Source organism: Chlorobaculum parvum NCIB 8327 (assembly GCF_000020505.1).
Taxonomy (GTDB): Bacteria; Bacteroidota; Chlorobiia; order Chlorobiales; family Chlorobiaceae; genus Chlorobaculum; species Chlorobaculum parvum_A.
This window is the reverse complement of sequence record NC_011027.1, coordinates 1-13604: the sequence shown is the minus strand read 5'-3', so window position 1 is coordinate 13604 and position 13604 is coordinate 1. Positions and strand designations below refer to the sequence as shown.

Annotated in this window: 11 protein-coding genes; 4 read left to right on the top strand and 7 right to left on the bottom strand. The window is 50.6% G+C overall.

The window, feature by feature from the left end; translation table 11 throughout:
- Positions 1–151: 151 nt before the first annotated feature.
- Together CPAR_RS00055 and CPAR_RS00050 are read right to left on the bottom strand one after the other, a co-directional pair.
- Positions 152–1438, bottom strand: coding sequence for an NAD(P)/FAD-dependent oxidoreductase (locus CPAR_RS00055; protein ID WP_012501274.1), 1287 nt, complete (start codon positions 1436–1438; stop codon positions 152–154).
- A 15-nt stretch (positions 1439–1453) separates the two neighbouring features.
- Positions 1454–1798, bottom strand: coding sequence for a c-type cytochrome (locus CPAR_RS00050; protein ID WP_012501273.1), 345 nt, complete (start codon positions 1796–1798; stop codon positions 1454–1456).
- 780 nt (positions 1799–2578) lie between these two features.
- Here CPAR_RS00050 and CPAR_RS00045 point away from each other — a divergent pair.
- The 4 genes from CPAR_RS00045 to CPAR_RS00030 all read left to right on the top strand — a co-directional run bounded on the left by CPAR_RS00045 (position 2579) and on the right by CPAR_RS00030 (position 9002).
- Positions 2579–3022, top strand: a complete 444-nt coding sequence (locus CPAR_RS00045) for an arsenate reductase ArsC (protein ID WP_012501272.1) — start codon at positions 2579–2581, stop codon at positions 3020–3022.
- 367 nt (positions 3023–3389) lie between these two features.
- Positions 3390–5255: a tRNA uridine-5-carboxymethylaminomethyl(34) synthesis enzyme MnmG gene (mnmG, locus tag CPAR_RS00040; RefSeq protein ID WP_012501271.1), complete on the top strand. Its 1866-nt coding sequence runs from the start codon at positions 3390–3392 to the stop codon at positions 5253–5255.
- 51 nt (positions 5256–5306) lie between these two features.
- Positions 5307–7700 (top strand): DNA polymerase domain-containing protein, encoded by a 2394-nt coding sequence (locus CPAR_RS00035; RefSeq protein ID WP_012501270.1) that lies wholly within the window; start codon positions 5307–5309, stop codon positions 7698–7700.
- A gap of 75 nt (positions 7701–7775) precedes the next feature.
- Entirely contained in the window at positions 7776–9002 is a 1227-nt protein-coding gene (locus CPAR_RS00030) for an FprA family A-type flavoprotein (RefSeq protein WP_012501269.1), read from the top strand.
- Positions 9003–9128: 126 nt separating this feature from the next.
- Here CPAR_RS00030 and CPAR_RS00025 read toward each other — a convergent pair whose 3' ends face one another.
- The 5 genes from CPAR_RS00025 to dnaA all read right to left on the bottom strand — a co-directional run bounded on the left by CPAR_RS00025 (position 9129) and on the right by dnaA (position 13438).
- Positions 9129–9422 carry a DUF721 domain-containing protein gene (locus CPAR_RS00025; RefSeq protein ID WP_012501268.1) on the bottom strand — a complete coding sequence of 98 codons (294 nt, stop codon included), beginning with the start codon at positions 9420–9422 and terminating at the stop codon, positions 9129–9131.
- 2 nt (positions 9423–9424) lie between these two features.
- Positions 9425–10531 (bottom strand): DNA replication/repair protein RecF, encoded by a 1107-nt coding sequence (recF, locus tag CPAR_RS00020; RefSeq protein WP_012501267.1) that lies wholly within the window; start codon positions 10529–10531, stop codon positions 9425–9427.
- 15 nt (positions 10532–10546) lie between these two features.
- Positions 10547–11671 carry a DNA polymerase III subunit beta gene (dnaN, locus tag CPAR_RS00015; RefSeq protein WP_012501266.1) on the bottom strand — a complete coding sequence of 375 codons (1125 nt, stop codon included), beginning with the start codon at positions 11669–11671 and terminating at the stop codon, positions 10547–10549.
- On the bottom strand, positions 11625–11750 hold the full coding sequence (locus CPAR_RS11325; RefSeq protein ID WP_269478996.1) for a hypothetical protein: 126 nt from the start codon (positions 11748–11750) through the stop codon (positions 11625–11627). The genes dnaN and CPAR_RS11325 overlap by 47 nt, the downstream gene beginning before the upstream one ends.
- Positions 11751–11956: 206 nt before the next feature.
- Positions 11957–13438, bottom strand: a complete 1482-nt coding sequence (gene dnaA / locus CPAR_RS00010) for a chromosomal replication initiator protein DnaA (RefSeq protein ID WP_012501265.1) — start codon at positions 13436–13438, stop codon at positions 11957–11959.
- Positions 13439–13604 lie beyond the last annotated feature (166 nt).

Sequence of the window (13604 nt, the reverse complement as noted above, 5' to 3'; positions counted from 1 at the left end):
TTAACAATTGAGCACGCAAGGCCATAACAGAGGTTGGAAAAGAGGGCGCAATGGGTGAAAAACCATCAAAACAAATGCCGCGATGATGATGGTCATCGCGGCATTTGCAGTGACGGCGAAGCGTGACGATCACGCCTCAATGTTTTCCGGGTCACCCCCAGATATCTTTGCTGATATTGGTGTACCACCCTTCAGCGAACATCGCCTCCTGTGCTAGCTGATCGTCGCTGGCGTCGGCAGGAGTGAGACCTCCGGAACCCGGAATGCTGACGATTCCCTTGTCGGACAGCTCATACACCGCGGCGACCGAGACGCCGTAATTCGTTCCGATGAGGCTGTAGCAGGTATTCACCAGCGATGGAGGCACCGGCTTGTGACCGTTCAGCAGGTTGATAATCGCCGCCGCAGCAACCTTGCCCTGGCTGCTGGCTGCAAATCCGGACTTGGGCATCGCGCCGGCAATACAGGAGTCGCCGATGACGTGAATGCCGGGATGAATCGTGGATTCGAACGAAGAGGGATCAACCGGACACCAGCCGCTTTCGTTGGTCAGCCCTGCGTCAAAGGCCAGTTTTCCGGCCTTCTGTGGCGGGATGACGTTGATCACATCACCCTTAACCGGCCCGAAATCGGTCTCGACAGTCATTGCCTTGGCATCAACACCGAGCACCTTGCCACCGCTCGATGCTGCGTGCCACTCGATCATGCCCGGATAGAGCCGCTCCCAGCCCTTCGTGAACAGGCCCTGCTTTGAGAACTTGTCCTTGGCATCGAGGATCACGACCTTCGACTTCGGCTTGTGCTGTTTCAGGTAATGGGCAATAAGGCTTGCGCGCTCGTAAGGGCCGGGAGGGCAGCGGAACGGATTTCCGGGCGGACAGAGCAGCACGGTGCCGCCGTTTTTCATCGCCTGAAGCTGCTTGTGGAGAAGAACAGTCTGAGCGCCGGCCTGCCATGCGTGCGGCATAGACGATTCAGCAATTTGCTGACTGTAGCCCGGAATGGCTTCCCACTTGAAATCGATACCGGGTGAAACGACAAGCCGGTCATACCCTAACCGCTTGCCACTGCCGAGCATGATTTCGTGCTTGCCCGGATTGATCGACACAACCTTGTCGGCAATCACCGTAACGCCGTAGGTGTTTTGAAGCGCATTGAAGTTATGGGTAATATCGGCCATCGTCCTCAAGCCGCCCAGCACCCAGTTGCTGAAGGGGCAGGTAACGAAAGCCGCCTTCGGCTCGACCAGCGTGACTGAAATCGAAGGATCGAGTTTTCGGAGATATTTGGCTGTGGAGGCGCCACCGAAACCGCCGCCGACCACCACAACCCGTTTCGTGCCGGCAAACGCCTTGCCACTGGCACCCAACAGGCCAAACATGGAACCGGCCGCACCGGAAAGAAGCAGTTTATTGAAATCGCGTCGTGAAATACTCATAGCTGCCTCCCCGGATTAATTGTTCATGGTTGAAAGCGATCCAAAGTACTCGGCGATCTGGTGAATCTCCTCGTCGGAATACCCTTTGGCATGACGCCCCATCACGGTAGACGGGCGAGCGCCAGACTTGAAATCGAGCAGCGCGGATTCGATGTACTCAGCCGACCTGCCGTAGATCGTCGGAATGATGCTTTCGCTTTTACCATCGGTGCCATGACATCCGGCGCAGGAGAGCGACAAGATCTCACCACGCGGAATGCTCTTTGACTGCTCAGGAGCCTGAGCCCGCGCCATTCCGGCAGGCAACAATGGCAATACGGCAAGCGCCGCAATCACTACGCCTTTCGATGTAAGCCTCATAATGGATCCTCCGTGTTTACATGGGCAAAAAATGAGGGACGGGTTTATCAGCTATTCCATAGGAAATAGCGTAAGAAAAAAATACGAGCTGAAGCATACAGCTTGTCAAGCCAACAACAGCAGCGATAAAAAAGCTAAGGATAACGCCGGGCCAAAACCTCGGCGAGAAAAGATCAGCATTTGAGCACCGCTTGAAGCAAGCCGCGCAAGCATTCGTTGGGTCAATTCAGCAATCGGGACATTCAAAAAGGCCAGAAAACTGATGAAATGTCGCCTTAAAAGGAGATTAAAAAGGCTCCGTTCCGCCGTCACCGACTTTCAGAGAAAGAACGGCCTGACCGTGCTCCCAAATGCCCCATCACAAAAAGTGACTGATTGCTGACACCAAACCACAAACAGAACTATATGTAACAATTGTTAATATACAAGAAAAGAAATAATTGAACAAGCAAAATTTCACATGATCGCCAACGCAGACGGCAGAAAAAACAAATTCAGGAAAAAGCTAGCATCGGGAACACGCGCGCATTCTGCGCCAACACAACCCGGCTGAAGCCACACAGAGCAAAAAACGACGCCCAAAAGCGATGAAAGGTAACAGGACGCCCCTCACAATCCCGCGACAAAGTGTGCGAGCGGCCAGAAACCCAAACAACCCGAGAAGAGCGGACAAAAAACCTCAAGCAAAAATGTTACAACATAAAAAACTCAATTCTGAAGAATAAAGGCAAAAGCTATCTTCGTCATTTAAGCATTGCGCCCCCACAAAACCTCGTCATCATGGATACAAGAAAACTGAAGGTACTGATACTCTGCTCGGGAAATTCAGCTCGAAGCCAGATGGCTGAAGCCTTCCTTCGCCACTTGGCAGGGGATCGTTTTAAGGTCATGAGCGCAGGGACAGAACCAGCGTCAACCATCAATCCTTACGCGATTGAGGCCATGAACGAGATCGGTATCGACATTTCTACGCAGTGCCCTAAAGACCTATCACTCTATCTTGGGCAAATCTTCATCAATTATCTTATCATCGTCTGCAGTAAAGCCAACGACAGCTGCCCGCGGGTCTGGCCAGGACTTGCCAATCAAAACAATCGCCTTTACTGGCCCGTTGATGATCCTGCAGAAGCGACAGGAAGTGATAAGGAAAAGCTTGCCGCCTTCAGAAAAGCCAGAAATGAAATAAAGGAAAAACTCGAAGCCTGGCTCGCCACGAACCCTTAATAAGGGCAATGCCTGCTAATGCTCACTTCCAAGTTGGGAATAATGCGGCTGAGAACCTCAAAAGCAGTAACACGAACAGCAAGACGTTACTTCCCCATAAGAGCAAGAAGACAGCATTCAACTTTCTGACAGAGCGCCGTCATGCCCCTCCGGCCATGCACTTCTGAGTTCAATTCAAGAAAACGTTATTCAGAGCCGCACTATCATAGCGCCCCCCCATTTCCGCCAGAGTACGCAAGATCACCGCTGGCCTCTTCCACCATTTTTAGCTATTATGTGTCTCCTGTCGAATGATCGATAGCGATACCGGAGACCATGAAATCCTTTAGTGAAGCAGCAATGTTTCACGTGAAACAATTTCTCATTCATGTACGATGTTATAGTTGTCGGCGCTGGCCACGCCGGCTGTGAAGCTGCGCTGGCTGTTGCTCGAAGCGGGCTTGAGTGCCTTCTCATCACCTCTGATCTCTCTGCCGTTGCGCGCATGTCGTGTAATCCGGCCATCGGAGGCGTTGCCAAGGGGCAGATGACCCGCGAAATCGATGCGCTCGGTGGCGAAATGGCCAAAGCCATTGACGCCACTGGCATCCAGTTCCGCCTGCTTAACCGCAGCAAAGGCGCAGCCCTGCATTCGCCACGCGCTCAGGCAGACAAGACACTGTACAGCCTTTACATGCGCTCGGTCATCGAACATGAACCAAATATCGATATTCTGCAGGACACGGTCATCGGAGTCTCTGCGCCAAAAGGGACGTTCAAATCTGTCACGGTCATGTCAGGCAGAGCGATCAAGGCAAAGGCGGCAATCCTTGCCTGCGGCACCTTTCTGAATGGGTTGATCCACATCGGTATGGATCACTATCCAGGAGGCCGTAGCGTCGCTGAACCACCTGTGACCGGGCTTACCGAGTCGCTAGCGGCCCTTGGCTTTTCATTCGGAAGGCTGAAAACCGGCACCCCGCCTCGCATCGACTCAAGAAGTGTGAACTACGACCTGGTCACGGAACAGCCCGGGGACGACGATCCGGTCGCGTTTTCATTCTCAACGGAAAGCGTTGCGCACAGAAACCTTGTGTGCTGCCACCTCACCAAAACGACCGAAAAGACGCACGAGATTCTCCGCTCCGGCTTCGACCGCTCTCCGCTCTTTACCGGCAAGGTGCAAGGCGTCGGGCCGCGCTATTGCCCATCGATCGAAGACAAGATCTATCGCTTTCCGGAGAAGCTGAGCCAGCATATCTTCCTCGAACCGGAGGGAGCCGATACCATCGAAATGTACGTAAACGGCTTTTCCACCTCACTCCCAGAAGACATCCAGCTTGCCGGGCTTCGCTCCATTCCAGGGCTGGAAGAGGCTAAAATGATTCGACCTGGCTACGCAATCGAGTACGATTACTTCCATCCCTGGCAAATCAGATCAACCATGGAAACCCGGCCCGTCGAGAACCTCTACTTTGCAGGCCAGATCAACGGCACATCAGGGTACGAAGAGGCCGCCGGGCAAGGTCTGATGGCAGGCATCAATGCCGTTCGCAAGATTCTTGGCAAAGAGCCGATTGTACTCGGCCGCGATCAGGCCTATATCGGCGTGCTGATCGACGATCTGATCACCAAGGAGACCAACGAGCCCTACCGCATGTTCACCTCATCGGCTGAACATCGTCTGATTCTGCGCCATGACAATGCCGATCTTCGCCTCAGCACGGTAGGTTATGAATGCGGGCTCGTTTCAGAACATCAGCTTGAAAAAACAAAAGCGATCACTGATCTTGCTGGAGAGTGTATCGAGCGTCTAAAATCACTCAAGCTGAAACCAGATGAGATCAACCAACTTCTTGCAAATAAAGGCGCGCAGGAACTCAAATCCCCCGCCAGTGCGTTGAGTGTCCTGAAAAGACCCGGTATCGAGCTGGCCGATCTGTTACGCCACTCCGCCGCTGTTCAAGCCGCAATCGGAGAGACGTGCGAAGACGTTCGTGTTGCTGAGCAGGTTCAGATCGAAATCAAGTATGAAGGGTACATCAAGCGTGAAAAGCTTGTTGCTGAAAGAATTGCGCGCCTCGATGCCTTGCACATTCCCGACAATTTCAAGTACGAATCGCTGAACTCGCTATCAAACGAAGGACGGGAAAAACTTATAAAACATCGCCCGTCAACGATTGGGCAGGCCTCAAGGATTCTTGGCGTCTCCCCTTCGGACGTGTCCATCCTCATGATCAGGCTCGGCCGATAACCATGTTTCACGTGAAACATTTTTCTCAATACGCATGCTCTCGCAGTCCTCATGAATCATCTTGTCGATTTCTCACACGGTAACGATCTGCTTTTCGGAAAAGACCCTGAAGAGAACATCGTGGGCTGTTATCAGCTCAACGACTCGCAGATTCGCCTGTTTTTCCGAACGCCTGATGGCGTCGTTCAGCGTGACGATCCATTCTTTCCGTTCTTTTTTCTTTCCGACGGAGAGCTTCTGGATGGCTTCACGCCATTCAACAAAGAGAAATATTGGCTGATTCAGCTGGAGGGCGCCAACTATTACCGGCATCTTGGCATCTTCAGAAGCTGGAAGAATTATCGCGCGGCGCTTGACCATGTCAACAGCAGCTTACCGGACGGCGCGTCTGAAAATGATTACCAAAACACTTCCGGGCAGAACAGCCACCTGACGTACAGCAGAGGTGACGCGATCACGCAATACCTGCTCCAGACCGGTAAAACGTTGTTCAAGGGAATGCTGTTTGACGACCTTCATCGCCTGCAGCTCGATATCGAGACCTACTATCAGCCCGACAAGAAGCGAAAAGGAAAAGGTATCGGCGAAGACCCGATCATCATCGTCTCGCTCAGCGACAACCGTTCCTGGGAGCATGTCATTCATTCTAAAGGCAGAGCTGAAAAGGATTTACTCGAAGAGCTCGTACACATCATCCGTCAGAAAGATCCGGATGTGATCGAGGGGCACAACATCTTCGGATTCGATCTCCCCTACCTTCAGCGCCGCTGTGAACTGAACGGTGTGCGATTCGCTATCGGCCGCAACGGCCTGGTGCCGCGCTCCTATCCTGCGACGATCCGCTTTGCCGAGCGATCGGCCGATTTCCAGTTCTGCGACATTCCCGGAAGGCATGTAATCGACACCTACTTCCTTGCCCAGAATTACGATACCTCGAAACGCACGCTTCCGAGCTACGGTTTGAAAGCGGTCGCCAAATTCTTCGGTTTCGCCTCGCCCAACCGTACCTATGTCGACTACAAAGACATCGCCAGCACCTGGGACGACAATCCCGAAACCCTTCTGGCCTACGCGCTCGACGATGTGCGAGAAACCCGTGAACTGGCGGCGCTGCTTTCCGGCAGCAACTTCAGCATGACCAGTATGGTGCCATACAGCTACGCCAATACAGCGAGGCTCGGACCGGCAGCAAAGATCGAGGCCCTCATAATCCGGGAGTATCTGAAGCGCAAAGTTTCCATCCCTCGTCCATCGATCGGGCAGCAGCAGACTGGCGGCTTTACCGAAGTGTTTGTCAAAGGCATTCTCGGGCCAATCGTTTATGCAGACGTCGAATCGCTCTATCCCTCGATCATGCTCACCTTCGATGTGTGCCCAAAATCCGATTCGCTCAAAGCCTTTCCAACTATCCTGAAGGATCTGAAAGAGTTGCGCTTTGCAGCAAAAAAGCGCGCTGAAGAGGAAAAGGAACGCGGCAACACCTCGCTGTCGTACAATTTCGATGCCATGCAATCCTCCTTCAAGATCATCATCAATGCCATGTACGGCTATCTCGGCTTCGGCAGCGGCATGTTCAACGATTTTGAGGAAGCTGACCGCGTCACAACCAAAGGACAAGAGATCGCTAAAAAAATGATCCGCGAGTTCGAATCACGTGGCGCCAAAGTGATCGAAGTCGATACCGATGGCATCTTTCTCGTGCCCCCACCCGACGTGGTTACCGAAGAGGAGGAGCGGCAGCTGGTCAGTGAAGTCTCATCCACCATGCCGCAGGGAATAAGAATCGGTTTTGACGGCCGCTTCAAGAAAATGATTTCCTACATGAAGAAGAACTACGTCCTTCTCGATTACAACGAAAAACTGAAGCTGAAAGGATCGGCATTCGTGAGCAGAAGCGGTGAGAAATTCGGCCGGGACTTCGTAAGAGAGGGATTTATCCTGCTGCTCAATGATGATATTCAAGGCCTTCACGACCTCTACGTCAAGTATCGCAACGATCTGATGGATCATCGACTTCATATCAGCGATTTTTCCAGAACAGAATCGATGAAAACCACGCTCGATCAGTATGCCACCGATGTACGGGCCGGCAAGCGCTCCAAATCGATCACCTACGAGATTGCGCTTCGCCAAGGGTTGGAAATTGCGAAAGGTGATCGAATCACCTATTATGTTGCCGGAACCGGCAATCCGGCATCATTCGTTGATAACGGGCGACTCGCCGAAGAGTGGAACAAGGAACAACCAGACGAGAACACCGGTTTTTATCTGAAAAGGCTCGATGAATACGCTCAGAAATTCCTCCCATTCTTCAAGCCTCAGGATTTCAGCTCAATCTTTTCAGCAGATACACTTTTTGCGTTTTCTCCTGAAGGAATCGAAGTGGTAAAAGAGATTCGACATCATGAAACCGGTGATCTGTATCGTGAGGATTCACCCTTTTAAAAATTATTTTTTAAACTTTTTATCCTCATAAAGCATTAAAATTCAGGCTTTTCACAACATAAACAAAAATAAATTATGACCGATAATAAAATTCTTCCAATTACCGACGATGTGTCCTGGATTGGCGTTCTGGATCCGGGTCTGATCACCTTCGATATCGTCATGGAGACCAAATACGGTACGACCTATAACTCTTACTTCATCAATGCAGAGAAAAAGACGGTTGTTGAAACCACCAAGGTGAAGTTCTGGCCGACCTACCTCGAAAAGCTGAAGCAGGTGGTCGATCCCGAGGAGATCGAGTATATCATCGTCGATCACACCGAGCCCGATCACTCCGGAAACGTGCACAATCTGCTTTCCGTCGCCCCAAATGCAACCGTGGTCGGCAGCGGCAACGCTATCAAGTTCCTGCGTGACCAGACCGGACACGATTTCAAGCACATCGTTGTCAAGAATGGTGACACGCTCGACTTAGGTAACAAAACCATTCACTTCATCGGCGCTTCGAACCTGCACTGGCCCGACACGATCTACTCATGGCTTGAAGAGGACGGCGTGCTCTTTACCTGCGACTCGTTTGGCTGCCATTACTGCAACGAAGCGATGTATGATGACCTGTGCGGCGACTTCGACGACTCATTCAAGTACTATTTTGACGCAATTCTGAGGCCGTTCAGCAAGTACATGATTCAGGCGATCGAAAAAATACGCCCGCTCGATATTAAAGTCATCTGCCCCGGCCATGGACCGATCCTGCGCTCGGACTGGAAGAAATATGTCGATCTTTCGGAGCGATACGCTAAAAGCGCCATTGCCATGCCAAATGAGAAGAGCATTCTCATCGCCTATGTCTCTGCTTATGAAAACACCTCTGTGCTGGCACACAAGATTGCTGATGGCCTGAAGATGGCTTGCGATTTCAACGTTGATGTTTGTGATATCGAAAACATGTCGACAGAGAAACTCGAGGAGAAGATTGCGCATTCGATGGGCATCATCATCGGTTCACCAACCATCAACCAGAATATTGTTCATCAGATCTACAGTATCTTCGCTGTTCTTAATCCGTTACGAGACCGTGGCAAACTGGCGGCGGCATTTGGCTCTTATGGGTGGAGCGGTGAAGGGGTCAATATCATCGAAGGCAATCTGGCAAACCTGAAACTGAAGGTTTTTGATCAGAACCTCAGGATCAAATTCCAGCCTCACGAACCGGAATTCGAGCAATGCCGAGAGTTTGGAAAAGCTTTCGCGGAAAGGATGATCGAGATGTACAACCTTACATGCAATATTAAATAGTTCTTTTTTTATAGCATAGAAGGTAAAAAAACAACCCGGAATACTATCTAGTAATGATCAGTATTCCGGGTTGTTCTTTTCTGATAATTCTTTTATTCAATTCTGTCTCAAGATTACTATTTTATCTTATTTAAAGATAATCGTTCGTATCATTTCATATCCAACAGCTTTATTGAGTCGTGTCGTTATATCTCTTTTTCTGAAGTTGAGTTCCATTCTCCACGAAGGGCTCTTTACCTTCACATAGAGATTTCCATCCTTCATTTTCTCTACTGATGTCACCTTCGCAATAGTTTCTCCGACCACGTTTTCCCAAGCGTGAAGTGTCTTGTATTCATCATAGGCTTCCGTCATGCCGATCTTGCGGCAAACATCGGCCATGATCCCGCCAAGTTCTCTCGGTGGTTTTGCTTTACTCATGATCAAGGCTCCTCACTACTCTTGTAATCATCAACAGAAAAACAACTTATCCCCTTCCCCTCTTTTTTCCCCGTTGAGGTGATAATCACCTGTCCTTTGGTTGCAAGCGTCTCGACCATGGTACCGGAAACCACCTCATCAAGCTCACTGAACAGATCGTCAAGAAGGGTAATCGGTATCTCGCCCGATGCTTCATAAAGATAGCCTTGCAGGGTCATTTTCATAGCGACAAGAAATGCACGCTGTTGCCCCTGAGAGGCATATTTTCGTATTTCTCTTTTATTGAGATAGAATTGCAAATCGTCTCGATGTGGTCCAGCAAGCGTTTGTCTTCGTTGTAACTCCTGCTGCTTTAACGTTTCAAAACGCTCTCTGAAAACCTGCTGTATTTTATCTTTTTCATACAGATTTTCGTGATGGCCAAGAGAACTTTGATATAAAATTGATGGCTCAGCTCCTTCGGGGATCCATTGATAGACATCACCAAGCATGGAAGTAAAATGCTCGATAAATCGCTTTCTGACCAGAACAATTTCCGTTGCTGTAGCAACGAGTTGATCGGTTAGAACATCGAGAGCTGAATCAATAAAACGCGGATCCTGCTCCGAAGAAAGCAGGGCATTACGTTGCTGTAAAATACGCCGATACAGCAATAAATCGGATAAGTACTTCCGATCATACTGACAGATTGCCGTATCGATGAATCGACGACGCTCCGCCGGTGCGCCGTTGATGATTACCATCTCACGTGGCGTAAAGGTCACGCACGGAATGGTTCCGATATGGCTGGAAAAGGTTTGAAGCTCCTGTTCATTAACCAGGATTCTCTTCTCCCTCTTCGGTGAATAGGCGACCGAAACTTTGGTAGCAATTCCCTGACCACTCGTAAATGAGGAGCGGATGGTAAACAGCTCCTCCCCGAACTTGAGATACTCCCGATCGTTATTTCCAGAAAAGCCTCTTGTCAGAGCGCAGTAATGGATCGCCTCAAGAATCGAGGTTTTTCCCGAACCATTTCTGCCATAAATATTGGTAACGGAGTGGCCTGGCTCGAATTCAAGAAGCGTGTGATTCCTGAAATTGGCGATACTGATGGAGTCGAGTCGCAAGCCTCTCCTGTTCCGTCAATTGTTGATTCTGACCGGCATCACCAGAATGATCAGATCGTCCTGGCGCTCCTCGTATTTCGGTTTGAACAACACGGCCGTTGTCGGGCTGCTCATTTCCATGGAGACCTGCTCGGTTTCGATATGGGACAGGGCGGCTTCGACAAACTTTGCATTAAAACCGATCGTGATCTCTTCACCGGTGAACGTACACGGCAGCTCTTCCTGTGCGGATTCACCCTCGCTGGCATTTTCGGCCATGACCTTCATGAGCTCTCCTTCGGCGCTGATCTTCAGATCACCGATACTTGAGAAACGGCCAACCCTTTTGACCGAATCGTGAATCAAACCGCGATCAACCACCAGTTTTTTCTCGTTTTCAACCGGAATAACCGCTTCATAATTGGGATATGGCTCGACAATCAAAGCCGATTCAAGCTCGACATTTTCCGATTTAAACTTCACATTCCGGCGCTCTTCATCGACGGTCATGCTGACCTCATCGTTCTGCAAAAGACGCTGGATAATGGAAAGAACCCGTGCAGGGACTACGATTTTCTGCTTTTCGGCAATTTCGTTTGTGGTTTGCTTGCGGCACCGGACCAGACGATGGCCATCGGTTGCAACAGCGGTAATGACCGTTCCCTCGAATTCAAACAGCACCCCCATCATGGCCGGGCGCATGCCATCGACGCTGCAGGCAAACAGGGTTTTCTGGATGATATCCTGCAATTCGGAAGGTTGAAGTCCGATGGTGAGGTCGAAATTCCGTTCGAGACTTTCAGGTTTCGAGATGAAGGTGCAGGGAATACGATACCGGCCCTTGTCGGTAGCGATATGAACCGTGCCAAGATCTCCGATCGACTGGCGCTCGATTTCGAAGGTGACTTCGGTATCGTACATGCTGCGCAGAAAATCCTGCAAGGTTCTTGCCCTGATGGCGATGGTTCCCTTGTCGCTGGAGGCCACATCACACTTGGCGGTAATCGAAAGCTCTCCATCGGTGGCAAACATCGTCAGTGTCCCGTTCTCCAGGGTCATGTTGATGTTATCGAACCGGGCATCGAGTGATTTGGTAGGCACAGCAAGGATGACTTTACTCACCGCTTCCTGCAGGCGTTTGATTGTCGTGTTGAATTTCATTTCTTACAACTCTTATTTCTTTATTTAAATAAAAAGATTGTTGTTGTTGTTGAGCGTGTGGAATTCTTGACTGATCCACGAAGACTGCTTTTATCTTCTTTTAATAGAGTGTTTTAACTTTCTCTTTCAGGTACTGTTCGGTGTGGATAGTATGTGTATTTCCTGCCGGTGTTCGTGTTGGCGCTTTGTTGGTGCATTTTCGCTCATTCAGTCAGATGTTGACAAGTGCGCGTTCATCAAGAATCCGCCAACAGGATATAAACAGGTTGTACACATATCCGCTCGTTACATCGACATGATTTCGATTCTCTTCTTCAGCTCTTCGATTTTTTTCCGCTCTTCGTTCGAGGAGGTGATTTTTTTCTCGATGGTGTTCAGTGCGTGAATGACCGTTGAGTGGTCGCGTCCGCCGAAATGCAGGCCGATCGTTTTGAGCGAAGAGTCGGTCATATCCTTTGAGAGGTACATGGCGATCTGCCGCCCGACGGCGATCTCTTTTTTCTTCGACTTGCCTTTCAGGTCGTTCGGTGTGATCGAGAAGAAGGAGCAGACCGCTTTTTCGATGGTTTCAAGGGTAAGCTGCTTGGTGTTGTAGCGGATGATATCCTTGAGCGTCGATTTGGTGAACTGGAGGTCTATCTCCTGATTGTCGAGCGAATGGGCGGCGAGCAGCTTGACGATGCACCCTTCGAGCTCGCGGACGTTGTTGGTGACGTTGGTCGCAATGAATTCGATCACCGCCGGATCGAGATTGACGCCGTTCTGCTTGAGCTTGCTCTGGATGATCGCCTTGCGGGTTTCGTAATCGGGCGCCTGGATGTCGGTCGAAAGCCCCCAGTTGAAGCGCGAAATGAGGCGGTCTTCGATCCCCTTGATCTCCTTGATCGGCCGGTCAGCCGACAGAATGATCTGCTTGTTGGCCTGATGCAGGGTGTTGAAGATGTGGAAGATCTCCTCCTGGGTCTTCTCTTTGCCGGCAAAGAACTGGATATCGTCGATAATCAGCACGTCGATGTTCCGGTAGAAAGCCGAAAACTCCTGAATGTTGCCGTTCTGGATTGCATTGACGAAGTCGATGGCGAACTTTTCGCTCGACACGTACAGCACCGCTCCGCTGATCCGGTTTTCCAGCACGGAGTTGCCGATTGCCTGCATCATGTGAGTTTTCCCCAACCCTACGCCGCCGTAAATGACCAGCGGGTTGAAAGCGTTCTGGCCGGGATTCTGGGCGATGGACTTGGCGGCAGCGAACGCCAGGGAGTTGCAATCGCCCCTGATCAGGGTCGAAAAGGTGTATTTCGGGTTGAGATTGCTCTCGAATTTTGTCCTGTTCCGCTCGAAACGCTCGCGTTCCGCGGAAACAGGCTCTTGGGCTCGCTCGGGTTTGGTATCAGATTCTGTCGGTGCGTGAGCATTCTGGTGGGGCAGTTCGATGGTCACGGGCTGGCCTTGCGACTTGTCCATGACAATCGAGTACATCAGCTTCGCTTCCGGTCCGATGACCTGTCGCAACGCCTGCTTGACGTGCACCGAGTAGTTCTCTTCGATCCACTCATAGAAAAACTGGCTCGGTACCTCGATGGTCAGCTCGCTTCCCGAAAACGACAAGGGGCGGATCGGCAGAAACCAGGTCTTGAAGGCCAGGCTGTTGATGTTCTCCTGAATAAGTTCAAGACAGGCGTTCCAGACCTTTTCGGCAAATGAACCGCTTTGGGAGTGGGTTGCTTGAAGGTTACCGGTCGGAGCCTGCTGGATCAGTTCGGGCATGAGAGTCGTGCGGGAGAGGCGTTTTTAAGGAGGTTCATCCACATTTTCTGTTCACAAGTTACAGTTTTCAGTGGATAAAAAACAATTCCAGTTTCGAAATCGGGGGGAAGTTTCAAGAGACGCGACGGTGCGTTTTTCAACAGGCTAAGTTGTTTTTTTAGGTGTT

Bases quoted from the DNA above. Each gene is read 5' to 3' on its own strand.
- CPAR_RS00045 (WP_012501272.1), top strand. From the start codon at position 2,579: ATGGATACAAGAAAACTGAAGGTACTGATACTCTGCTCGGGAAATTCA.
- dnaN (WP_012501266.1), bottom strand. From the start codon at position 11,671: ATGAAATTCAACACGACAATCAAACGCCTGCAGGAAGCGGTGAGTAAA.
- CPAR_RS00050 (WP_012501273.1), bottom strand. From the start codon at position 1,798: ATGAGGCTTACATCGAAAGGCGTAGTGATTGCGGCGCTTGCCGTATTG.
- CPAR_RS00035 (WP_012501270.1), top strand. From the start codon at position 5,307: ATGAATCATCTTGTCGATTTCTCACACGGTAACGATCTGCTTTTCGGA.
- CPAR_RS00030 (WP_012501269.1), top strand. From the start codon at position 7,776: ATGACCGATAATAAAATTCTTCCAATTACCGACGATGTGTCCTGGATT.
- mnmG (WP_012501271.1), top strand. From the start codon at position 3,390: ATGTACGATGTTATAGTTGTCGGCGCTGGCCACGCCGGCTGTGAAGCT.
- dnaA (WP_012501265.1), bottom strand. From the start codon at position 13,438: ATGCCCGAACTGATCCAGCAGGCTCCGACCGGTAACCTTCAAGCAACC.
- CPAR_RS00025 (WP_012501268.1), bottom strand. From the start codon at position 9,422: ATGAGTAAAGCAAAACCACCGAGAGAACTTGGCGGGATCATGGCCGAT.
- CPAR_RS00055 (WP_012501274.1), bottom strand. From the start codon at position 1,438: ATGAGTATTTCACGACGCGATTTCAATAAACTGCTTCTTTCCGGTGCG.